Annotated in this window: 19 protein-coding genes; 11 read left to right on the top strand and 8 right to left on the bottom strand. The window is 47.4% G+C overall.

What is annotated here, in order from left to right; genetic code table 11:
- Positions 1–263: 263 nt before the first annotated feature.
- Positions 264–3,536, top strand: coding sequence for a S41 family peptidase (locus KDN34_RS11195; protein ID WP_212593866.1), 3,273 nt, complete (start codon positions 264–266; stop codon positions 3,534–3,536).
- A gap of 94 nt (positions 3,537–3,630) precedes the next feature.
- On the opposite strand, the gene KDN34_RS11190 is transcribed toward KDN34_RS11195, so the two are convergent.
- On the bottom strand, positions 3,631–4,074 hold the full coding sequence (locus KDN34_RS11190) for an OsmC family protein (RefSeq protein ID WP_212593865.1): 444 nt from the start codon (positions 4,072–4,074) through the stop codon (positions 3,631–3,633).
- 277 nt (positions 4,075–4,351) lie between these two features.
- Between KDN34_RS11190 and KDN34_RS11185 the strand changes: the two genes are divergently transcribed.
- The 3 genes from KDN34_RS11185 to hpf all read left to right on the top strand — a co-directional run bounded on the left by KDN34_RS11185 (position 4,352) and on the right by hpf (position 8,278).
- Positions 4,352–5,905, top strand: coding sequence for a S8 family serine peptidase (locus tag KDN34_RS11185; protein WP_212593864.1), 1,554 nt, complete (start codon positions 4,352–4,354; stop codon positions 5,903–5,905).
- A gap of 310 nt (positions 5,906–6,215) precedes the next feature.
- A complete protein-coding gene (locus KDN34_RS11180) occupies positions 6,216–7,787 on the top strand; it encodes a methyl-accepting chemotaxis protein (RefSeq protein WP_212593863.1) in 1,572 nt (523 codons plus the stop codon).
- 131 nt (positions 7,788–7,918) lie between these two features.
- Positions 7,919–8,278: a ribosome hibernation-promoting factor, HPF/YfiA family gene (hpf, locus tag KDN34_RS11175; protein ID WP_212593862.1), complete on the top strand. Its 360-nt coding sequence runs from the start codon at positions 7,919–7,921 to the stop codon at positions 8,276–8,278.
- Positions 8,279–8,524: 246 nt separating this feature from the next.
- Here the strand turns inward: hpf and KDN34_RS11170 are convergent, their stop codons facing one another.
- A complete protein-coding gene (locus tag KDN34_RS11170) occupies positions 8,525–9,103 on the bottom strand; it encodes a TetR/AcrR family transcriptional regulator (protein ID WP_212593861.1) in 579 nt (192 codons plus the stop codon).
- A 168-nt stretch (positions 9,104–9,271) separates the two neighbouring features.
- On the opposite strand from KDN34_RS11170, the gene KDN34_RS11165 reads away from it, so the two are divergent.
- Positions 9,272–10,315: an alkene reductase gene (locus KDN34_RS11165; RefSeq protein WP_212593860.1), complete on the top strand. Its 1,044-nt coding sequence runs from the start codon at positions 9,272–9,274 to the stop codon at positions 10,313–10,315.
- Here the strand turns inward: KDN34_RS11165 and KDN34_RS11160 are convergent.
- From KDN34_RS11160 to KDN34_RS11150, 3 genes are all read right to left on the bottom strand, one after another.
- Positions 10,275–11,150, bottom strand: a complete 876-nt coding sequence (locus KDN34_RS11160) for a transporter substrate-binding domain-containing protein (protein ID WP_212593859.1) — start codon at positions 11,148–11,150, stop codon at positions 10,275–10,277. The genes KDN34_RS11165 and KDN34_RS11160 overlap by 41 nt on opposite strands.
- Before the next feature lie 3 nt (positions 11,151–11,153).
- The gene (locus KDN34_RS11155) at positions 11,154–13,532 is read right to left on the bottom strand and encodes a Lon protease family protein (protein ID WP_212593858.1); all 2,379 of its coding nucleotides are present in this window, start codon (positions 13,530–13,532) and stop codon (positions 11,154–11,156) included.
- 123 nt (positions 13,533–13,655) lie between these two features.
- Positions 13,656–14,072 (bottom strand): winged helix-turn-helix transcriptional regulator, encoded by a 417-nt coding sequence (locus tag KDN34_RS11150; protein ID WP_212593857.1) that lies wholly within the window; start codon positions 14,070–14,072, stop codon positions 13,656–13,658.
- Between the two features lie 133 nt (positions 14,073–14,205).
- Between KDN34_RS11150 and KDN34_RS11145 the strand changes: the two genes are divergently transcribed.
- Positions 14,206–15,054 (top strand): SDR family oxidoreductase, encoded by an 849-nt coding sequence (locus KDN34_RS11145; protein WP_212593856.1) that lies wholly within the window; start codon positions 14,206–14,208, stop codon positions 15,052–15,054.
- A 194-nt stretch (positions 15,055–15,248) separates the two neighbouring features.
- The gene (locus KDN34_RS11140; RefSeq protein ID WP_228730321.1) at positions 15,249–15,758 is read left to right on the top strand and encodes a TIGR00645 family protein; all 510 of its coding nucleotides are present in this window, start codon (positions 15,249–15,251) and stop codon (positions 15,756–15,758) included.
- Positions 15,759–15,793: 35 nt separating this feature from the next.
- On the opposite strand, the gene gss is transcribed toward KDN34_RS11140, so the two are convergent.
- From gss to KDN34_RS11125, 3 genes are all read right to left on the bottom strand, one after another.
- A complete protein-coding gene (gene gss, locus KDN34_RS11135; RefSeq protein WP_228730320.1) occupies positions 15,794–17,671 on the bottom strand; it encodes a bifunctional glutathionylspermidine amidase/synthase in 1,878 nt (625 codons plus the stop codon).
- Between the two features lie 194 nt (positions 17,672–17,865).
- Positions 17,866–18,447, bottom strand: coding sequence for a YceI family protein (locus tag KDN34_RS11130; protein WP_228730319.1), 582 nt, complete (start codon positions 18,445–18,447; stop codon positions 17,866–17,868).
- Between the two features lie 283 nt (positions 18,448–18,730).
- Positions 18,731–20,326 carry a sensor domain-containing diguanylate cyclase gene (locus KDN34_RS11125; protein WP_212593854.1) on the bottom strand — a complete coding sequence of 532 codons (1,596 nt, stop codon included), beginning with the start codon at positions 20,324–20,326 and terminating at the stop codon, positions 18,731–18,733.
- Between the two features lie 351 nt (positions 20,327–20,677).
- Here KDN34_RS11125 and KDN34_RS11120 point away from each other — a divergent pair, with 351 nt between their 5' ends.
- The 4 genes from KDN34_RS11120 (at position 20,678) to KDN34_RS11105 (ending at position 24,081) form a co-directional block, all read left to right on the top strand.
- Positions 20,678–21,598, top strand: a complete 921-nt coding sequence (locus tag KDN34_RS11120) for a C-GCAxxG-C-C family (seleno)protein (protein WP_212593853.1) — start codon at positions 20,678–20,680, stop codon at positions 21,596–21,598.
- 9 nt (positions 21,599–21,607) lie between these two features.
- A complete protein-coding gene (locus KDN34_RS11115) occupies positions 21,608–22,114 on the top strand; it encodes a hypothetical protein (protein ID WP_212593852.1) in 507 nt (168 codons plus the stop codon).
- A gap of 122 nt (positions 22,115–22,236) precedes the next feature.
- Entirely contained in the window at positions 22,237–23,376 is a 1,140-nt protein-coding gene (locus KDN34_RS11110) for a hypothetical protein (RefSeq protein ID WP_212593851.1), read from the top strand.
- Between the two features lie 81 nt (positions 23,377–23,457).
- Positions 23,458–24,081 carry a class I SAM-dependent methyltransferase gene (locus KDN34_RS11105; protein ID WP_212593850.1) on the top strand — a complete coding sequence of 208 codons (624 nt, stop codon included), beginning with the start codon at positions 23,458–23,460 and terminating at the stop codon, positions 24,079–24,081.
- The last annotated feature ends 7 nt before the right edge of the window (positions 24,082–24,088 follow it).

Genomic DNA, 24,088 nt, shown 5'->3' with positions numbered 1-24,088 from the left:
TCCTGCTGGCAATATCTCAAAAAATGAGCGGCATATTCTAGGGACCACCTAAGGCACCTGATGTGATAACTATCACATATAAACTTTATGCACAGAGCTATTGCACTATAGTCTTATCGGCGCTTGCCCGCGTTGGTAAATCTGCAGGCGAGCCGACACATTTGCTAATACTTATTCACAGTTAAGCGGCTGAATGTCTCTTCGCCCTTTGTTAAGTTGGTGACTGATTTACATTATTTTGCATCCAAGGATAAGAGGCCTTCATGAAACTTCGTCAATCCGTTGCCTGTTGTTTGCTGGCGCTTGGCGCGATAACTGGCAGCGCAATCGCGGCAGAAACGTCTGAACTGGGTTATTACCGCGCGCCCGATCTTCATGGCAATACATTGGTATTCACCGCCGAAGGGGATATCTGGACTCAACAATTAGGTGCAGCTCAGGCTAATCGCCTTACCAGTCTTCCCGCTGAAGAATTTAACGGCAAAATCTCCCCAGATGGAAAAATGCTGGCATTTACCGCCAATTATGATGGTACGCAGGAAGTTTACGTTATCCCCATGACAGGCGGTATTGCCAAACGGATAACGTTTGAAAACAGCCGAGTACGACTGCAAGGTTGGACGCAAACTGGCGAAGTTCTGTATGCCACTGATAATGCCGAAGGCCCCTCTAATTTCTGGGTGTTGCGAACGGTCGAGCCTGAAACATTGAAGACTCACGATATTCCATTGGCCGATGCGGTGCAGGGGGTGGTGGATCCGCAAGGCAAGTATGTTTATTTTGTGCGTTTTGGCTTGCAGGTCACCGGGGATAACGCCAAGGTCTATCGTGGCGGTGCTGCCGGAACCTTATGGCGTTACTCTCTCGGCCAAAAGCAGGAAGCACAGCGGCTGGCTGCAGAACACCAAGGGTCTATTCGCTCCCCCATGTTCTGGCAGAATCGGGTGTATTTTGTGTCAGATGCCAGTGGCGACGCCAATATCTGGTCGATGGCTAGTGATGGCAGTGATCTGCAACAGCTCACACATTACCAAGACTTTGAAGTGCGATCCCCATCGCTGAATAACGGCAGAATAGTGTTTCAGTTGGGGGCCGATATCCACCTGCTCGACATTGCCACTGCCAGCGATAAAACCTTAACCATTCATCTGGCCTCTGATTTTCCAGAACGCCGCGAACATTGGGTGAATAATCCACTGAAATACGTGGCAGATTTTAATCTAGCCCCCTCGGGGAACAAACTGGTGTTGACTGCCCGTAGTCATGTGGCGATTGCGGGGACTGATGGCTCGCGGCTGGTGCAACTTGCAAATGATGGTAGCTACCGTTTGCGTAATGCGGTGATGAGCAAAGATGGCAAATGGATCTATGCGATTTCCGATGCCAGCGGTGAACAGGAGCTATGGCGTTATCCGGCTGACGGCAGTGAAGGTGCTAAACAGCTGACCAAAGACGGTAACAACATGCGCATGAGTCTGGTACTGTCGCCTGATGGTCGTTACCTTGCCAATGATGATTATCAGGGAAATTTATGGCTGTTGGATCTTAAGAACAGTCAAAACCGGATGATCGTGACCAATAATGAAGGTCTGGGGCCATATCAGGATATTGTCTGGTCACCTGACAGTCGTTATTTAGCCATTACCCGCAGCGAAGTTGGAACGCCAAGACCCCAAGTGATGCTGTATCAGCTGGATAATGAAAAATCTGCGATCCTGACCAGTGACAAATATGAGTCATTTTCTCCTGCGTTTAGCCGTGATGGTCAGTGGCTATATTTCCTCTCCAACCGCGAGTTTACTAGTACTCCCAATTCACCTTGGGGCGACCGTAATATGGGGCCAGTATTTGACAAGCGCGCAGACATCTTTGCTCTGGCTCTCGACAAGAATGCCCAATTCCCATTTCGGCAACCAAATGAATTGACCACGGCCAAGGTGGCTGATGACAAGTCAGATGCAGATGTGAAGGTTAACGTGGATTGGCAGGGGCTAGCTCAGCGGTTGTGGCAGGTACCGGTACCCTCCGGTAACTACACTCAATTGCAGATCAGCAATCGCGGACTGTACCTGAAGCAATCCAGTATTGATGGTAAACAGCAGAATGTGGCATTTATCAAATATGATGCGCTATCACCTAAAGTCGACACTTTCGCCAGTGATGTGCGCGGCTATCAGTTGTCCGAAGATGGTAAAAAACTGTTTCTGTTTAAAGGTACCGCCGACGGTCAGATGTTGATTGTTGATGCGGGGGAAAAACTCAGTCAGGATTTAGATCACGCCAAAGTGCAGGTCGCTGGCTGGCAGTTGGCTATCAACCCTCAGTTAGAATGGCGACAGATGTTTGATGATGCCTGGTTGATGCATCGTGAGTCATTTTTTGACAAAAATATGCGTGGAGTGGATTGGCAGGCAACTAAAGCCAAGTATCAACCACTGCTCGAACGCGTGACCGATCGTTATGAATTAGCCGATATTTTCACCCAGATGATGGGCGAATTGGACGCCCTGCATTCTCAGGTGCGCGGTGGTGATTTTGCCCATGACCCTAATGCTCCCAACCCGGCGGCATTAGGTGCCCGCTTGATGCAAACCGCGAACGGTGTTGAGGTCAGTCATATCTATCGTAATGATCCAGAACTTCCAGCGCAGGCGGCGCCGTTGGCGCAACCGGGTGTCGATGTCGCAGATGGCGACATCATCACCCATTTTAACGGCCGCAAAGTAAACTCTATCGCGGACCTTACCGCACTGCTGCGTAACCAGGCTGACAAGCAGGTCCTGCTTGAAATTCGGCGTGGTCAGAACAGTCACAAAACGGTGGTTAAGCCGGTGAGTTTACCTGCCGATAATCAATTGCGTTATTTAGATTGGGTCTATCACAATGCGGCAAAAGTCACGACTGCCAGCAACGGTAACATTGGCTACCTGCATTTGTACGCAATGGGCGCATCTGATATCAGTAACTTTGCCAGAGAGTTTTATGCGAACTATGACAAAGCTGGGTTGATTATTGATGTGCGGCGCAATCGCGGTGGCAATATCGACAGTTGGATCATCGAGAAGTTGTTGCGTAAAGCCTGGGCGTTTTGGCAACCAACGCATGGCACCGCAAATCCGAATATGCAGCAGAGTTTCCGGGGGCATCTGGTGGTGCTGACCGATCAACTGACATATTCCGATGGTGAGACATTCTCTGCTGGCATTAAAGCCCTGGGAATTGCTCCGTTAATTGGTAAACGCACCGCAGGTGCAGGTGTCTGGTTATCCGGTCGTAATCGACTGACTGATGGTGGCATTTCCCGGGTGGCTGAGTACCCGCAGTATGCGATGGATGGTCGGTGGATTGTTGAGGGCCGAGGTATCAGTCCGGATATTGAGGTAGATAATTTGCCGTGGGCAACCTTTGAGGGCAAAGATGCCCAGTTGCAACGTGCTATTGAATATCTGCAGGATAAACTCAAGACTGCGCCTGTCCCGCCGTTGAAAGGCGTGATGCCTCCTCAAGGAGAAGCATTTCCGGTTCGGCCTGAATAGGGATAAAAAGCCCCGCTAAATAGCGGGGCTAATGGTATATCGATTTCAATGTTTGTTGTTATCTGTGAAATAAACAGTTGTCTTATCGTTTAGCTCAAAATTCAATTTCTACTTTGGTATCGCTGGCCAATGAATTGGCAATAAAGCAGTTGGCGTGAGCTTTTTCGTGGATTTTTTCCAGTGTTTCGCGATCCACATCAGCACCCTCAGCAAAGGTGACTTGCGGGCGCAGAAAAATATGGGTGATGGCAATTTTGCCCGATTCCTTTTTGCCAAGTTCTGCCACAGGCTTATCGCAATAAGTCAGTACCGGTAACCGCTTGAGATGCGCGATTGTCAAAAACGTCAGCATATGACAAGAAGAGATGGCTGCGAGCAGACTTTCTTCTGGATTGACTTTAGTTTCATTGCCTTTGTATTCGGCAGCTGCTGAGGCTTCGATACGTTGACCACTACCGTATTGAATCTGATGATCACGAACGAATTCCCCTTCCGGGGCTGGGCTGGTCTCCCATGACACAGTGACATGAAAGCTCATAGTTGACTCCCAAATGTACTCATAAATGTTGGTGCACTATAGCTCAGAAGCGGCATATTTGTCTTGTTTGATTATTTTCTATTGATTTTAAAGAGTTTTTTAAATTTATTTTAATTGAATTTTCCTCTGTTGGATGGCGATTTACTTTTCTATTGGAACTATGTTAGGCGGCATTGCTTGCGCGTTTCGTGATTGGCGGTTATAACACCAAAAGAACAATATGCACATATAATTAACGGTTAATTAACATCTTCGACAAGTACTGAAGGAGAACGAGATGCGAGCCTTATATCAATTATTGGCTACTGTCATCGCATTACCCCTGTGTTCTGGTGTTTTCGCGGCGGACAATGGACGTTACATCGTAAAATTTAAAGAGGGTAAAGGCCCCGCGGTAGCCGCGATGCTCAAATCTCAGGGCGCTAAGCTGGAACTGGATTTGGCAAAACACAATGCGGCGGCATTTACCTTGCCCGCACAAGCGCTCGCAGGTTTATCTCATAATCCTAACGTTGAATATGTCGAACCAGATGTTAAGCGTTATCCGATGTCTCAAACGGTGCCTTATGGAATACCTATGGTTCAAGCGGATCAAGTCAGTGATAGCCAGGCTGGCAACATGAAGGTATGTATTATCGATTCCGGGTATGACTATTACCATGAGGACCTCAGTGACAATATGGTCGATGGTATTGGTAGCTCTGAAACTGGCGATTGGCGTACTGACGAACTGCATCATGGCACCCATGTCGCGGGCACCATTGCCGCAGTGAACAATGATCGTGGGGTAATAGGCATCAATCCTAATAAAAACCTCAACCTCTACATTGTGAAAGTGTTTAATGGCGATGGCGTATTTTACTCCTCGGGACTGGTAGCTGCCTTGGATGACTGCGAGGCTGTCGGTGCCAAAGTCATCAATATGAGCCTCGGTGGAAGTTTTAAGAGCCGTTTCGAAGATAGTGCTTTTGCGGCCGCCGAAGCCTCTGGGATTTTGAGTGTTGCGGCTGCCGGTAATGATGGTAACAATCGCAACTCTTATCCTGCATCCTACAGTTCAGTGATTTCCGTGGCAGCGGTTGATAAAGACAAGCAGCATGCGGATTTTTCCCAATATAACAGCGCGGTTGAGCTGGCTGCACCCGGTGTCAGTGTATTGTCTACTGTACCAACCGGGACAGCCTTAGTCGCTTCTGCAACAGTCGCGGGTCATGATTATGCTGCCTTGGGTATGGACGGTTCACCAACCGGCAATGCGTCGGGATTGCTCATGGATTGTGGTACTGGTGAAAGTCAGTGTGACGCTGCAGGTAAAATCTGTCTGATCCAACGCGGTAATATCACCTTTGCTGAGAAAGTGTTGGCCTGTGAGGCTGGCGGTGGCGTGGGGGCTATCATATACAACAATACCACAGGGATGTTGAATGGTACGCTCAGCGACACGGTGACCTCAATCCCATCGGTTGGCGTTACCGCCGATGCTGGTGCTGCCATGTTAGCGAATGTTGGCGACAGCGCCAACGTTACCATTAGTTACGGAGATTATGCCTACTATGACGGTACCTCCATGGCCACCCCGCATGTCGCTGGTGTGGCTGCCCTGGTTTGGAGCAACTTCCCACAATGTACCAATAAAGAGCTGCGCACTGTATTACAGGTGACCGCCGAGGATTTAGGTACCGCCGGCCGTGACAATTATACCGGGTTTGGTTTAGTGCAGGCGAAAGCTGCCTATGATTACATCGCGACCTATGGGTGTGCCGGTAGCAGCAACAGTGGGGGTGGCAACTCGGGCGGTGGAAAAACCTGTAAAGGTAAAAACTGTCAGTAGCGGTTGTCGTCAAAAAACGCCACAAGCTTGTGGCGTTTTTTTACCCTAGAATGAACCCCGTCACTTTTTAATCAAGCGCCACCAAAACGAAGCGGGTTATTTCCCAGAGGGTTGCGACACCTTTCCCATAGGCACCACGCCGCTGCCAGTCATGCGTCAAAAAATCTGCAACGTGCTCGGCATTTCTTCACTATGGCAGTTGTTCTAACTCACATAACTGGTAGTGTGAGCACTTCAAAGTTGGCTAATAAAGCTGTTGGCTTTTTGCCATCTTGCCGCGCATGAAAACAGCTTCGGGAGACATCAGCAGATGCGTGTAAATCAACCCGTTACTCAAAAAGAAAAGCAACTTTCCGACACCAGTATTTTGTTATCCACTACTGACCTTAAAGGCACCATTAAGTATGTGAATAAGGACTTCGCGGAGATCAGCGAGTTCTCTGCAGAAGAGTTGCGTGGACAACCTCATAACATCGTTCGTCATCCCGATATGCCGCCAGCCGCTTTTGCAAGTCTATGGACCAGAGTGAAATCTGGTAAGCCATGGATGGGAATCGTTAAAAATCGGACTAAAAGCGGTGGTCACTACTGGGTAAACGCTTATGTTTTACCTGTGTTAGAAAATGGGAAAGTTCATGAATTTCAATCAGTCAGACATAGCGCTAGTCGAGAGCAAATCGCTTCCGCGACAAAAATTTATGAGCAAATTAATGCTGGGAAAAAACCTGCGGAAATGCGACCTGCCAGCTTGGGTTTTGCACGCGGGTTACAGCTTTCGGGATTTATCAGCTTATTAGCCGGTTTTGCCTCCGCGTGGATTTCCCCTTGGGTTGGATTGTTTACTGCGGTTGCTGTTTGGTTGGTGTTGAGCCAGTGGTTATTGACACCATTCTTAAAATTAGTTGATAAATCTAAAGAAATTATCGATGACCCTTTAGCCAGAGCTGTTTATTGTGGCCGTCAGGATGAACTTGGTCAGTTGTCGTTGGCTATGACTTACCTAGTGGCGGAAACCGGTGGCGTCATCGGGCGCATGGCGGATTCAGCTTTAGCAATCAGTGAAGAGAGTATCAATTTGCAACAAACTCTGCGCGCTAATGCAGACCGTGCCGACGGGCAGAGCGAACAGACGCGTCAGGCCGGTACCGCAATGTCTGAGATGACCGCCAGTTTTAATGAAGTGGGCAGTAACGTGCAAAATGCGAACTCGGAGATGAATGCCAGTTTAGTGGCAACCATGACCGGCCACGACAGTTTGCAGAAGGTGGTGGCCGCCATCGGTCTGGTCAATCAACGCGTGCGGGAGTTCGCCTCTTTGGTGGAATCGATTCAAAAAGACAGCGCCGCAATCAGTGAAGTCCTGGACGTTATTCATTCCATTGCTGATCAAACCAATCTGTTGGCGCTCAATGCCGCGATTGAAGCTGCCAGAGCGGGTGAGGCCGGTCGCGGCTTTGCGGTGGTGGCTGATGAAGTGCGCCACCTGGCAAGTCGCACCAGTGAGTCTACCAGTCATATCGAAAACATTATTAAGCAATTTCAGCAAACCACTCAGATTGCCGGTAATCAGATCAAAGCGGGGCAGAGTGAGGCACAACACTCTGTGGATTTAGCGGAAGAAGCCAATCAGGCATTTGAGGCGCTCAAGCATTCTATCAACCGTTTGGGCGAGATGAGCGAAGCCAATGCCGCAGCGGTACAGCAGCAGACCTTGGTTGCGGAAGAGATCAACCGTTCCATCGTGATGATCAGCGATTTCGCCGGAGAGATTGCGTCGCAAACACAAGATGCTGTAGGCCGAAGTGAGCAAGTCAGTCGGCTATCAGTTAAAACTCGTCATCTATCTGAGCAGTTTTGGCGGCAGAGCGTGCAACGTAGCTGATAAATAGCTGATTATTTGTCCGAACGGCACATTTTAAGAGCCCACGAGCAATTTTATTCGCCGTGGGCTCTTGTGTTTTCCTGTAAAAGTCCCAAGCTCTATAAAAGAGTCAATGGAAAGAGGGAAAGCCTATGAAAATCCAGATTTCAGGTCACCATGTAGATGTAACACCGTCGGTACGTGCCCATGTGGAAGAGAAGTTTTCAAAAATTATCAAACATTTCCCCGGACTAATCGGATTTGATGTGATTATTGCGAAGGAACATGGTCAGCATCAGGTAGATATCCGCACTAATTATGAAGGTGTCGCAGTTGCCGCTTCTGGTGATGATGAAGTGATGTATCCGGCTATTGCCGTGGCTGTGAAAAAATTGGAAACTGCGCTTAAACATAGAAAAGGTCAGTTAAAGGCAGACTTACATGAAAAGCCTAGCTGCACTACACCGCCAATTGCGCATGAAATCATCCAGGAAATGGATCTCTCCAAATAAAAACTGATGTAATTTCCTGTAGAAAGGCCGCTTAGCGGCCTTTCTTCGTTTTGCTCGCTACCTAATCCAACAGTTACTTCCGATCAGTTTAATAAATCTTTGACTTGGGTATTGCTGAAAAACCAGTCGTCAACTGCAACGATATTTTTGCCGACCTAGGATCGAGATACTGGGGCCTGTGCTCGACTTATCTGTGACAATGGCCGACATTGGCGCAGTTTCCGTATCGGATTTAGGGCTAATTAATCAGAAAAATTGTTGGGTAAGCATAGACGCTAGCCGTTTTAAATCCTGTGCATCGGGATGCGTATGGGCATAGGTTCGTAAACCATATATCCCCATCATCAGAAACTGTGCTGATGCTTCTGCACCAGGATGTGGAGGCAGTTCACCCTCGTTAATCGCCTGTTCATAGGCGCTTTGCAGCGTTTGTTGCCATTGCTGTAGGTGTTCAGAGGCTTTGGCATTAATGTCGCTATCTTGCTCACCTATCTCTGTGAGTACTTTAACTAAAAGACAAGCCTGTGACGCATCACAACTGAGACACTCTGCGACAATCTCATCCAAATAGCGTTGCAGTTTTTGTTTAAATGGCCATTGGGTGGCAAATAGCTGCTGTAACTGTGCACTGCGATCCTGATGATATTGATCAATAGCCGCTAACAGCAAACCGCGCTTATTTTCAAATGCACAGTAGATAGAACCAGGATGGAGCCCAGTGGCTTTGGTCAGGTCCTGCATACTGGTTTTGCTGTAGCCTTTATCCATAAAGGCATACATGGCGTTACGCAGCACTTGTTCTCGATCGAATTCAGCGTTTCTCATGGCATCTCATCCAACTAGATGTAATAAGTTTACCCATTATTGAATGCGTGTTCAAAAATAACTTGCGCCCACGCGGCAGAAACTTTATCTTGAATGTCTATTCAAGAATATTCTCAGCTGTTGACCGTGCGTCGAGGCTGCTAGTTTTTGCCCTTTGAGGAAGTATTCATGTACGACATTTTGTTCGAACCTTATCGTCTGAATGACAAAATTACGCTGAAAAACCGGATATTGATGGCGCCACTCACTCGTTGTATGGCCGGGCCTGGATTGGTGCCTACTGAGGATATGGCCGCTTATTATGCCCGTCGTGCTGATGCGGGCTTAATCGTTAGTGAAGCCACAATCATTCGTCCCGATGGGCAGGGATACCCAAACACTCCCGGGTTATATACCGCTGAACAGATCCAAGGTTGGCGCAAAGTAACTGATGCTGTACATGCAAAAGGTGGCCTGATCTTCGCTCAGTTGTGGCATACCGGGCGCGTCGCGCACACCTACTTTTTTGGCGGGGAGTACACCGTTGCGCCCTCTGCCGTGGCGCTTGATGGCACAGTTCCCAGAATGCGTGAATTGAAGTATGAAACGCCTAAAGCACTGACAGTGGATGAGATCCAACAGTTAGTGAGTGATTACGCCAAAGCAGCTGAAAATGCCATAGAAGCAGGTTTTGACGGTGTGGAAATTCACGGTGCTAATGCGTATCTGATTGATGAGTTTCTGCATAATGACAGTAACCGCCGAGAAGACGAATATGGCGCTAGCCCTGAGAATATGAGTCGCTTCCCATTGCAGGTTACCGATGCAATTATTGCCGCCATTGGGCGTGAACGTACCGGAATTCGGTTGTCTCCCGGTGCTTATGTCAATATGGGCACTGACAGTCGTGACCGTGAGGTATTCGATTACCTGTTACCTCAACTGGAACAACGGCAGTTAGCCTATGTGCATTTGGGGATTTTTGATGACAGCTTGCGATTTGACTACCTGGATGGTCAGGCATCTGCATATTTGCGTCATCATTATCAGCAGACTCTGGTGGGGGTTGGTGGTTACAGCGCTGACAGTGCAAGTCAGGCCATTGCCGAAGGTAAATTCGATTTAATTGCCATCGGTCGTCCGTTTATCGCTAACCCGGATTATGTTGCCAAAGTAAGGCAGGGCGAGCCGACTACCGCGTATTCAGACGAGATGCTGGCAACACTGTACTAGCGTACATGGGCGAGACTGGTGCTGCGGGATAATTCGCTGCCGGATTGAGCGGACGGATAATCTCTGGCATCTCCTTGGAATGCAACATAGCTCCGTAATGAGTTAACAGCTGCTCATACACGCCATTATCCATAATGACTTTCAGGCCTTGGTTGAACGCTTTGATCAGGGCCTGACTTTTAGGATTGTTGCGGCCGGAAGAGACACAGAGATCTTTTACAGTTAGCGGTGGCCCGGTAAATTGATAGCTGTCCACCAGATGTAACTGGTAAAAACGATAGCTGGCAACAATTTCATCTTCAACCGTTAAATCCAGTCTTTTTACTGCCAGCATACGCAGATTAGCCAGCAGATCCTGATGTGGTTCCCGAATAAACTTATCACTGCGAGCAAACTCATCGGTATAGCTATAGTCATTTACTATGCCAATGCGTTTACCCTGTAATGAGTTTAGCCCGGTGTATTCAAAGGGATCGCCGGCGCGTTTGATAAAGCGCAAGCGATTTTTAAGATAGGGCTCTGAGAACAGCAATGATTTTTGTCGTTCAGGCGATGACCAGGTTGCAAGCAACAAATCATTCTTGCCGTCATTCACATCCTTCATCGCCCGTGCCCAGGGTTTTATTGTGACTTCTATGCGAATCCCCTGAGTGAGCATTGCCGCCGATACAATATCCAGCGCCAGACCGCTTTTACCCTCATTTTCAACAAATGGCGGCCACACATCATTCGCCACAGTAACGACACTTTCAGGTGCTTCCGTCGGCGTGGCTTTACCGCTAAAGGCCAGCAGCGCGGTAAGTAGTAGCGGAATGATGGCTGTGCGGGTGTTCACTGATCAGTGTTCCTTGTCGTTATCCCGCAATGCGGCAAGATTAGCGGTTGCCATCCCCAGAACACTGTGTGGCGGATACTGCTGGGGTTTATCCGTGATCCCGGCATCCATATCACACAAAATCGTCAGTGCTTCAGTGACATGGTTGACGCTCCAAATATGAAATTTCCCTTTGGCGACAGCATCTACAACGGCCTTTTTGAGCATTAGATTGTTGACGTTACTGACGGGGATAATCACGCCTTGTGTTTGTTTGCGACCTTTAAGCATACAAACATCGAAGAAGCCTTCAATTTTTTCATTAACACCGCCGATAGGCTGTGCTTCACCGAATTGATTCATGGAGCCGGTAATGGCAATGTCTTGTCGCAGTGGCACACCACTGATGGCGGACAGAATCGCACAGCATTCCGCCATTGAAGCACTGTCACCATCCACCCCGGAGTAGGACTGTTCAAAGGTGAGGGACGTGGTTAGCGGAATGGCTTTATCTTTGCCCAAAAGACTGTTGATGAAGGCCGACAAAATCCATACGCCTTTAGAATGAATTTTACCGCCAAGACGGGCTTTATGTTCAATATCGAGTACCTCCCCCTTACCGAAGCTGGTACTAGCGGTAATGCGATTGGGCATACCAAATTGATGGTCACTGGTGGATATGACGGATAAGGCATTGATCTGTCCCACCTCTTTGCCTTTGACATCAATCAGGTTGGTGCCCTGAGTAAAGCCCAGCATCAACTGATCGCGCAGTCTTGAGACACGTTGCTCCTGCTGTGCTAGCGCCTGTTCTACATGGATAGCACGAATCGCTCTGGCATTGGCCGAACGCGCACAGTAATGACTTTCGCGCAGCAGATTAGCCACATTCGCAGAATGTAATGATAGTTGGGTTTGGTCTTCCGCTTGGCGGGAGCTGTATTCAATAATGCGAGCAATCGCCGAGAGATCGCAATGTAGCAGCTGATTATCATGCACAATCGAAGAGATAAAACGTGCGTACAGGCTTTCCACCTTGGCACTGCGGGGCATGGTGTCTTCAAAATCGGCGGTGACTCGGAATAGTTCACAAAAATCCGGATCATAGTGTTGCAGCAACTGGTAGGTTTGATAGTCACCAAACAACACAATTTTGACGTCTAATGGGATCGGTTCAGGTTCGAGCGATACCGCGCCAGAGAGCGAGACTTCACGTTCCAGCGAATTGAGATCCAATGTCCTTGAACGTAATGCCCGTTTGAGACCGTCCCAGACATAAGGGCGCTCCAATACTTTGATGGCATCCATCAGCAATACGCCGCCATTGGCGCGATGTAAGCTACCGGGACGGATCAGTGAAAAATCAGTAAACACAGTACCGCGGTAGGTGGCGTTTTCGACATAGCCGAACAGTCCGTGATAGGTAGGATTTTCCTCTACCACCACAGGAAACTTGGGTTGCTCTTGCGTCACCAGCAGATTCACTTGATATCGCCGTGGCATTTTCTTTTCCAACGACGCGTAGGCGAGGCCTAACTGGTCTTCACTCTGCTCCAGAAAAATATCCAGATTGCTGAGCATATCCTTCTGCATCGCCGTTAAATAATTGCGGATTTCCGGTATGGCTCGGTAATCATCTTTTAGCGGCTTAAAAAAATGGCTCAGCACTTCACGTGCCACTTGCTCATCGTGATGTTGCTGTTTAGTGCTGAACTCTTCTTCCCACTCGGTCAGCTGGCGCACGATGCCGCGCAGACGGGATTCCAGATGGCGGATATTCTCTTCAAATTTATTGCGTTCTGCTTCTGGGAGTGCGGCATAACTTTCATCGGTGTGTGGTTCTTCACCATCAAGCGCCATCAACTGATAATCGCCATCGGTGCTGATCGTTAACCGGACGTGCTTCTCTTTGGCTTCCGCCGCAAGTTCCGCCAATGTGGCTTCCTGGCGTTGTGTCAGTTGTGTTTTTAGTTTGTCAGCTCGGCGATAATAGACTTCATTATCAAAGGCTAACGGCAAGGCTTTGACCAAGCGTTGCACTGTTTTTTCGACTTCTTTTTTAAACTGTGCTCCCGTGCCGGCAGGCAGCTGTAAGACCATGGGGGTCCGGGGTTCATCAAAATTGGCGACATAACACCAGTCACTCAGTTCGAGTTCCTGTTGCTTATGACGCTTCAGATAGCGCAGCATCATGGTGCGCTTACCAAGGCCGCTGCGGCCTAAGGCAAAGATGTTATAGCCCTTGTCGCGAATCGACATGGCAAATTCGACAGCACTTTGTGCGCGTTCTTGGCCGATAATATCGTCCAGAGGTTCCAGCGCGCGGGTAGAGCGGGTATCTCCCAGCCGACTTAGGTCAGCGCGACGATACAGCTGTTGCGTATTGAGGGAGGTAATGGCCATGAAAGCGTCCTTGTTAATCATCATTCAGGCATGATGTACAGACAATAAAGGTCGATGTACGGCAAAGCAATTACCTACGGTGGATTAGCGTAAGTTTTGTGCGCTTATCCACTACTCGTCAGCTCATGATTGCCAATGTTGTGGGCCATCATTTTGTTGGTTTTGATATTGTTGTTGTGCTTGCAGGATTTGCAGCAGATTTTCTTCTATCCAGTCAGCTAAACCCACTACCTGTTGTGCTATCTGCACTCCGGAGGCTGTTAATTGGTATTCCACGTGTGGCGGGACTACCGGATAAACCGTACGATCCACAAACCCATCACCTTCCAGTTGTTGCAGCGTCTGCGCCAGCATTTTTTCGCTCACCCCCAGAATCTTGCGTTTGAGGGCGCTGAAACGATGTTGTTTGCCATCTAATAGTGCCAGCAACACCAGTACGCCCCAGCGACTGGTAACATGTTTAAGCACGTCGCGTGACGGGCATTTATCTGAAAACAGGTCGCCTCGCAGCATCTTTTTTGCCAAAAATTTATCCGCCATACAATTTGCCATCTATACTTACCTTTTTGTGCGTACTTACTAAAAGTTTGTTAAGGCGATAGTATAGCTCGCAACGGTGTTACATCACCAGTGACATCTGATTTTAGGTAAAACCTTTGTAAGGAGCGAAATTATGTTGGCAGTAACAGGAGCAACCGGACAACTGGGGCGTCTGGTGATTGATGAGTTGTTAAAAGTCGTGCCAGCTGCGCAGATTGTGGCCGCCGTGCGTAATGTAAATAAGGCGGCTGATCTGGCAGCCAAAGGTGTCCAAGTTCGCCATGCAGACTATGATGCTCCGGAGACCTTGCTCAGCGCGTTCGCTGGCGTTGATAAGTTGTTGCTGATCTCATCCAGCGAAATTGGTAAACGAGCACCGCAGCATAAAGCCGCTATCGATGCGGCAAAAGCCGCGGGGGTGAGTTTATTGGCTTACACTAGTCTGCTACACGCTGACATTTCGCCATTGATGCTTGCTGAGGAACATCTGTTCACCGAGGCATACATTAACCGGAGTGGCATTCCGGCGGTCATTTTACGTAACGGCTGGTACAACGAAAATTATACCGTTAGTGTGGCGTCAGCTATAGAACATGGGGCGGTTTTTGGATGTGCCAATGATGGCAAATTAGCCACTGCCAGTCGCGCAGATTTTGCTGCAGCGGCCGCCAAGGTGCTAACTCAACCAGCGCAAGCCGGTAAAGTATATGAACTCGCAGGTGACGAGGCGTTCACCCTGAGCCAATTTGCCGATTACATCAGTGCTGCCAGTGGTAAAACGGTGGTCTATAACAATCTATCAGAATCCGAGTTCATCGCCTTATTGGAGCAGGTCGGTTTACCCGCACCCGTTGCTGTCATGTTGGCAAACTCAGAATCCGGTGCTGCCATAGGTGGATTATTTGATAACAGCAAGCAATTGTCCGCTTTAATTGGCCGCCCAACGACGACAATTCAACAAAGTATCAATGAAGCGCTATAGCCATTCATCGAGAAGTTAATATTGCAAAAAGGAGCCATTTGATGGCTCCTTTTCCATTTTATCCGCTGCGAATTTCAGCAATCAGAGTCATTATAATTTCATAACAAAAACCGAGAGTTGCTGAAATTCTTAAAATCGGTAATGATTTTACTTATCAGTTTATTGGCGCTGTATTTTCAGGGAGTGTTACCTCAATGTCTAAGCTCGAAACCGTACTTGAGCATCTATTATTTCGGTCACGGTGGTTATTGGCACCGTTCTTTTTTGGGTTGATGCTGGCGGTAGTGGCGCTGTTGGTGAAATTTTTTAAAGAGTTGTACCACTTATTAGTCGGTATTATCAGTGCAACACCGGAAGAGTCAATCGTCAGCATCCTGACACTGGTGGACAGCGCGTTGTTGGCCAGCCTGTTGTTGATTATCGCCTTCAGCGGTTACGAAAATTTTGTATCGAAAATGTCGGTGGATGATCATGAAGACCGGCCGGCATGGATGGGTAAAGTGGGATTTTCCGATCTCAAGTTAAAACTGATCGGGGCAATTGTCGCAATTTCTGCCGTAGAACTGCTCAAGGCTTTTGTCGCCGCCGGAGATCTTAGTAGTAGTGTGTTAGGTTGGAAAGTCGGCATTCACCTGACATTTGTGGTGTCCGGTGTATTATTTGCGGTCACCGATGCGATTGCTGACCGTCAGAAAAAGCACTGACGATCAGCCGGCAATTTCATTACAAGTTTGGTTGTTTACAACTCATCATCAGGCACTACCCGCAGTGGCAATAAGTCACTGTCGGTAGTGATAATCAGCGAATCGTCGACTCTCACGCAACTACCGCCATAACTACCTCCGACCGCAAAGGTACACACCTGTACCCGGTAGCCATCGATTTTTGGCAGGCGCCATAACTCCTGATAAATCTGTTGCTGGTGGGCAAAGCGGCCTTCGGTTTGTCCCAGTTGCTGCTCGTGCTTGTCTACCAGACTGATGTTATCGCCACAGCGACCAGCAATCGGTTTTATCACGTACCCATGCTGTTTAAGCTCATCAGTCAGCTCAAAAGCACTGTCTAGCAGGTAACGATGATGTGGAAACAAGCTCCACAACACTGGCAGGATTGCCTTGTTACTGGGGATCAGCGTCCATAGTGGCTCAAATACTTGTACCGTGGGGCGTAGCAGTACATCGACCAGTCGAACCGGTGTATTGGGTGTCCCGGTACGGATAGGTGGGGCGCGGTCATCGTCTTCACACTCAGCGCGGATTTGCTCCAGGGCGGTTTCCCAAGCCCAGGTTTTCCAGACACAGTTAATGGCTTCACCATCTTTATCGACCACTTCTCCGGCGTCGTTCCAATGCAGTTGCTGCAGGCCGCGTACAATCTTGCTGCTGATCCCCGCTTGGGTCATCGCCCGCTGCATAAACAGCGCATGATAGTTTTCCTCTTTGTCATCATCCTGCAAGATGTGAACTGTGCCACTGGCATCACTGTGACGCCAGGCTTCAACCAAGGCAGACAAGAGATCTTCGGCCGCATCATAGCCGTCAACATCACCGGCTTGTTTTCCCCATAATCCCTGAATGAGTCCCGCTTCAGTGTGACAGGAAGCCGAATCGGCATTGTATTCGTAAACCTTGAGTCCCTTGTGGGTTATACAGAAGTCAAAACGGCCATTAATCATCTGGTGGCGCCGTGTTTGCCAGGAACGTCTCAAGCGCGGCCACAGTACTTTGGGAATGTTGAAGTTGGACAGCAGTTCATCATCTCGTAGCACCCGCTCAGTGGCGTGTAAATACATCAGATGCAGCTCGTTGGTCGCGCGGATAAGCTCCCGTTCTGCAGTTTCCGACATCCTGAAATAACGGCATTGCTCAGCTGTTTTATCAGTGAGAAAGTGTCCGCCCATCGCATGCACAAACGCCAATTGCAGTGGGTCGTGCTCATCTAGCCAAGGGCCCGTGAACTGTCCTTTGTCGGTGACTTTTCGGCTATTGAGATCGAATAATTTTGGGTTGGTCCAGTGTGCCGGTTCTGCATAAGTCGTCTCTTCGGTCTGGATCATCCAACCAAGAATGCGAGTGTCGCAGAAACCTTCAATGATGCGATAGCCGCCATCAGTGGTCGCCAACTGTAATTCGCGGCACCATTGTTGCCCCGCAGGCAATTTACAATGTTCCAGATTCTGTTCGGCAATCCGCACTTTATCGGATAACACCTCAGTTATCACCGCGACATGTCCGGTGACGTCAAATTCACCACCCGCAGCCCAGATCAGTAGCGCGCCAGCTTCTGGCATTCTCTTACTGCCATTGGCAAAAGCCTGCAGCGGCAACAGTGCATCATCCTCTACGCGGCGCAGGTGTCTTAAGGCAAAAATATCATAGGCCATCGGCACATCGGTAAACACCAACCCGCGGTTGAGATACAACCAGCGTCGGGCAAATTCCACACATTGCCATTTATGTCCCATATATTCGTTGCCGATGTAACTGCGATATGCCGCATGATTGCGAAACTGCTCTGGATCGGCGGTGGCATAATCGCTGGAGTAAATGGCCACACCTCCAGGTGCGTGACCTAGCACTGTTCCGAACGGCTCAGGCGGAAACTGTAATTTGTGCAAATTGGTATTCCTTTGCATGATGAATCTCTGATGGCAGCAGCATAGCGCTATTGGAAAAATGGCGGAATAGCGGAAGTAAATGTTTTGCTGGGTCAGCGCTTGGTAGCGGCTTAAAGGCGGATATTGAAAATAGCAAAAGAACACCGCCCACAGGGACGAGGTGGGCGGCGTTCTTAAAACTTGTTAGTGCCGGATTACAGAGTGCTGGCTTCAGTGCTGATGTGAATGGTCACTTCATCGCTGACATATGGTACGTATTGGCCCATACCGAATTCAGAACGTTTGATGACGGTAGTCGCATCAAAACCTACAGTAGGTTTTTTCTTCATTGGATGCTCACCTTCTTTATTCAATTTGGCGTGCAACACCACTTCTTTAGTGATGCCTTTTATTGTCAGCTTACCGGTAACGTCATATTCATTCGCGGCAGTTTTCACAACTTTAGTGCTGTCAAACGTGGCTTCTGGATGTCCTTCTGCATCGAAGTAATCTTTGGCTAAAAATTCTTTAGTCAACGCAGGTACACGAGTGTCCACAGTCTTAACCGGGATTTTTACACTGACTTTAGACTTGGCCGCATCGGCGTCGTCGAAGTTCAGGGTACCAGTGACATCATTGAAACTGGCGGTTGGGTTAGAAAAGCCAAAGTGGTTCCAAGACACAATGACACTTGTGTGGGTTGGATCGAGTTGAAATGTTTCGGCCATTGCACCGGCACTCAAGCCTGTTAAGCTGGCAAAAGCAATTCCCAGTGTAACTTTTTTCAAAAGACGCATATCTTTCCTCTCTGAGACAGTATTCCGGCAGCTTGGTAGCCGGGTTTATCGAGTAGAAATTCAGGAACACCAGTACTGCACAACTGCCTGTAATTCCTTGTTCTGTGATCATGTTACGTTCTAAAATTTTTAAAACAACGGCGAAAATTCGCATAAATCATTCGAATAAATGAAATAAATGTGACGCCGCAAGCGAGGCCCTAAGCAATAAAGGCTGGTGTCGCCAATATCATTTTAGTGCTGCAACCCTCCTAGACGAGATAGCCTTGCGGCTTGAGTTTCGTCAGGCTATCTCATAACGATTGCGACCATTTTCTTTGGCGATATACAACGCGGCATCAGCCCAGGCAAACAAGGTTTCGCATTCAATAATTTCGTCAGCAGGTTTTGCAGCAATACCAATTGAGATCGTGATGACGTTTGTATTGGCTGATGTCTGATGGGGGATGCCTAAAGCTTCTACGGCGTGACAGAGGTGGTTTGCCACTGTCACCGCCTCTTCTTTACTGGTATTTTCCAAGACTAATACGAATTCTTCTCCGCCATAGCGGCAAACCAGATCCGTCGCTCTATGGGTGCTCTCCTGAAAGGTGGTTGCCACTTGTTGTAGTACTTTATCGCCTAAGGCGTGTCCGTAAAAATCGTTGTATCGCTTGAAGTAATCCACATCAACCACCAGCATTGCGAGTGGTTGTTTACGATTGGCTCCAGCGCTGTGCAGTGCTGTCAGATATTCATCCAGATAACGGCGATTTGCCAGTCCGGTTAATGCATCGGTATTACTAAGATTTTGCAGTTGCTGATTTTTTTGCGTCAGTTTGCGTTGTTGCCTTTCAACCAGATCAAACATCCGATCAATTAATCTGCCTAACTTATGAATTTCGTTGTGTCCTGTCAGATTGGTTCTGGCGGTGTAATCGTTACTGAAATTAACGTAGCTAATTGTTTTTAAAAGGTTACGAATGGGATTTACCAGTTTGCGACTGATGAATAAATAAAGCAGAAATAAGGTAAAGATCGAAACAACTATGCCAGCAATAAGTGCTGGATTGAACAGTTCTTCATCATAGAGCCTTGGACTTTGCGGCACTTTGATGGCTAACAGCAACTGATTGTCTATGCCCAGAATTCCGAGATAGAGGCTCTTATCATGTAGTTTCACCTGAACATCATCTGTTTGCAGGTTAGCGCTAATATCGTTCGCAATATTGCCAACTTTTTCCGGTGGAATAATGAATATATTGTCATGGGCCGACGGTAACATTTCGCTGATAAACTGTTGATCAATGTAATGCCAAAGTACGAGCGTTCCAGCATTAGGCCCTATCTCATTAGAAGGTGCCAGACTTTGGCTGATGACGACAGCCGGAGCGTTATTGATGGTAATAAAATTGGTTTTTGTAATGGGCTTTAACTGATTTGCGACTATTTCATTCGGGTGGATGAGCAGGCTCTTAGCCATTAACGACGGTTGGGTTAACATTTTTACATCTAGTAATTGCCCGTCATTATCAATACTCATTCCAGCTAATAGCTGGCCGCTATTGTTGTAAAAATAGAGTCCATTGATAGATAACTTTTGCAGAGACCTTTGGATCATAAAGCTTTGCTGAAACCATTGTCGGTCGCCTGACTGGGCTTTTTGATAGACCTCGTCCCAGACGCCGTTGTCATAAGCAAAATTCTGTAATTTCCGCAGTTGTGCATTGATCGCGGCCTTAAGTCGCAGCAAATCCAGTTTATCGTTATAGCGAGCGAGTTCAGCGAACTGTGGAATTGTCCACAGATAGCGAATCGTCACCTGCGCAGAAAGAATGGCAAAACATGCCAAAGCAGCAGCAAATAATATTTGCGACCTTAAGCTGGATCTTTTCATCATTTATTCAGTCTTTTGGTTTGTAACTTCCCTTTACGCAGCCATTACCCTGTTGGGGCCAATTATAGAAGTATTACAGAAAATGCGTTTCCAATCATCTCAGTATATGACGACAGTGCCCAACCGTTCATGAACATATTTTGTGTGGCCAGCTGACGGATAACTTATTGTTATATGAAAATAATCTTAAAAAGATTATTTGCATAAATTGACAATAAGTAGTCATTGATCACATTCACATAACAATTATCTGTCTAATCTGGCATACGCCATTAAGTAGTTGATTTTATTAATTTTAATTATCTGCAATTTGCATTTGTGCAATTTGCAAAATAACAAATGTGGGGTGAAACGATGAATATAAATCGACGTCAGGCAATGGGACAGATTATTGGCTTGGTCAGTGTCGCTGCGGGTGGGGGGATCATGGCAAATGCTATGGCGGCAGACACTTGTGCGGGTGATAGCGCGATTGGCATAGGTAGTGATGGCAGTAGCGATTTGGCTGCAAATTTACTGACCTACGTTAAGGTTGATCCACTCGCAGTAGCAAAACGTGCGTACGAAGATTATGGCAAAGGCGGCTGCATGTATGGTGTTTTTGACGCCATAGTGAAGGAGCTCGCCGCTCAAGGTCATGAAGATGCCTGCAAATTTGCGGCAATACCTACCAATATTACCGTTTATGGCGGTGGTGGTGTCAGTGGCTGGGGATCACTGTGTGGGTGTGTTAACGCGGCAGCCATGGCGGTAAACATGCTTGCCGGTGTTGACCGGACTAAAGTGATCCGCTCGGTCTACCACTATTATGAAAGCACTTCGATGCCTTGGGGCGACAGTGAATTTCTAACCGCTATCGGCGCGCCCACGCGTACAACTAACGCTGGCGAACCTTTGACTGCCGAGCTTATTGGTCAATCAGTAGCTAAATCCATTTTGTGCCATACATCAGTCACTTTATGGTCAAAGCAAAGCAAATTTGGTACGAGTCATGCGGCTAAACTTGAACGTTGTGCACAGGTAACAGCTGAGGTTGCCTATATCACCGCGGATTACCTCAATAAAGCATTAGATGGCACCTTGGATGTTGCTACCGTTGCCGATAGCAATAGTGATTGTGGCGCATGTCACAGTAGTACCAAGAGAGAGCCAGACACTTATTTCGCCACCGATGTTAACTCTCAAATGGAATGCCAGAGCTGTCATAGCGAACATGATGTCTCCGCCGGGCTGACCAGTGCTCATGCAGATTATACCTGTAGTGATTGTCATTAGGAGGCGGTGATGAAATACCATAACCTGTTATTAATCTCTGCAGCCCTGACATTTGGTGGTTGTGGTGGCTCTGATGACAACACTGCTACCACACCAACAACACCGACAACACCAGAACCCAGTTACGTGTCAGTGAACGATGCGACCAGCCTTAATATCAATGTTGAGAGTATTGATGCAGCTACCAAAGCCGTGACTTTTTCTCTCAGTACTGATTCCGCAGAGCCAGTGACTGATGCGGGTGCTAACTATGTGGTGATGTACCTGAATATTCCGGGAGAGCAGGTGTCTGCGTTTGCGTTTCCTTGGCATAAGGCGGTACGTTTTGAGTGTAACGCTAGTGTAGATGCTTGTTCCGGCACCATTACCGCGCTAGAAACTCCAGGGGAATATATATTTACCCCCGGCAGTCTGGAAAAGCTTGGCGACACCATCGGCCAATTAAAGTTGGCAATCAATATCAGCGGTACGCTTGCCCAAGTACAAACGCAACTCTTAGATATTCCATCCTCTTAAACTTTGTTAGCTAAAGCAGTAATTGCCCGGCCACTCGCCGGGCTTTTTTGTAGTGAGAAAGCAGAACCCGCGCGCTATAGTCAGAGTGGCGCGTTTAAAAGGATGAAAAAAGGACATAGGGCATGGAACGTCGCATATCGCGTTGGTTACTATTTATAGTCGCTTGTATCGCTATTACCGTTTTAGTTTTTCAAATAGATAACCGATGGCTTAACCGTTCGTTGGCCGGTTATATAACAAGACTAGAAGTAGAACTACACTATGTGTGTTTCCGGCAGAAATGGTCGAGTTGTTCATTAATTTTAAAGAAGGCTGAGCCGTATGATTTGGATAGCTCAACCTTGTTGTCATCAGGTCATACTCTGTCAAATCGCCTCATTGAATTTCATAGCGGCATATGTTCCGGCAATGCGAATAAGGTCAAGCGACCAAAGCAGCAAAATATTTATCATTGGACCGATAATGTCGGTACTGAACATTTCTCCGATCGTCGTGATGCAATGTCTGCGGCGCAGACTAATTATCAATCACCGACCTATAACTTTGATCTCAGCATTCATGCATTATCTAGCGGTATAAAGCCTTTTTTCAAAGACCGTTTATCAGCGTATTTACGTCAGGTCGATGGCATTTACCGAACGCTTTTACCTCCAGAAGAACTACTTCCGGTACGAGTGGACGTTACGCTTATACAAAGTAAGGCTGTCTATGATGACATTTTTATGCGTTATTATACGCTTAACGTTAATTCTCAAGGCTTTTACAGCCATCGAGATAACCTCGCAGTCGTTTGGTATCGCACCGATACTCAAGGGTTTGCCACTGCAGTTCATGAATCGGTACATGTCATGAATGCCGCACAATTTGGCATTACGCCTCGTTGGTTTAATGAAGGAATGGCTGAATATTTTGAGAATATGGATTTAGACGGTTTTAACGTAACAATTCAACCAGGAGACTGGTCGTTAGTTCGTCATTCACCAATGCAACTTATTAATTTGTTTAATGCTACAGATGGGGATTGGGCGCAAAATCAGACCTTGTTCTATCAGTACAGTCACGCACTAATGTATTTTTTGATGTCGCAATCAGAAGGCAAAAATGCGCTAAAAGATCTTTTCTCTGCGGTTGTACATTTTCGATGTAAGCCAATTGATATGGTGCAGACCTTGAACGCGAGTTATCCAGGAGGGCTTGCGGCACTTGAACAGCAATGGCGTCGTTGGTTGGCGTCTCGTCCTAAAAACGTTGTAGTAAGTTAGACTGGCATTTATTTGTAACCGTTAAACTGAACGTAATTGTGAGATTAATTGGCGGTCACTAATTCAAAAAATGAGATTGAAATGAGTAATGATATTTATCAGCACAATGCAGACTCATTTTTTAAGCAGTATGAGTCTGTAACTTCTGAGCAAGTTCATGCCTTTTGGCTACCAGAACTTGATAAACGCGCAATTGGTACTGCTTTGGATGTTGGTGCAGGTTCAGGGCGAGATGCAAAATTCTTAGCTGCAAAAGGATGGAGAGTCATTGCTGTTGAACCGGCGAATTCTTTGCGAGAGCTAGCAATAAAATCCGAACATTTGTCTGAGATATATAAAAGCCAGACTTATCTTCCAATAGATTGGATTGCGGATACATTACCAAACTTATCATTAATAAAAGTATTGAACTTAAGGTATGATTTAATTTTACTTTCTGCTGTGTTGATGCATTTGAATCAACATGAACAACAGCAAGCATTAAATAATTTGAGCTACCTGCTGAATATTGGTGGAATACTCGTCATGACATTGCGTGTGGGAGAATTTAGCGACGGTCGTATTGCTTATCCCATTGACGTTGAGAAATTAATTGCACATGCAGAGATGCAGCACTTAAAACTTCTTACTAAATCACAATTAGTTACAGATCAACTTGGTCGTAGTAACGTGACTTGGCAGACTATTGTACTTACCAAGGAATAGGGATAGC

Source organism: Shewanella yunxiaonensis (assembly GCF_018223345.1).
Taxonomy (GTDB): Bacteria; Pseudomonadota; Gammaproteobacteria; order Enterobacterales; family Shewanellaceae; genus Shewanella; species Shewanella yunxiaonensis.
This window is presented reverse-complemented; position numbering and strand designations above follow the sequence as displayed.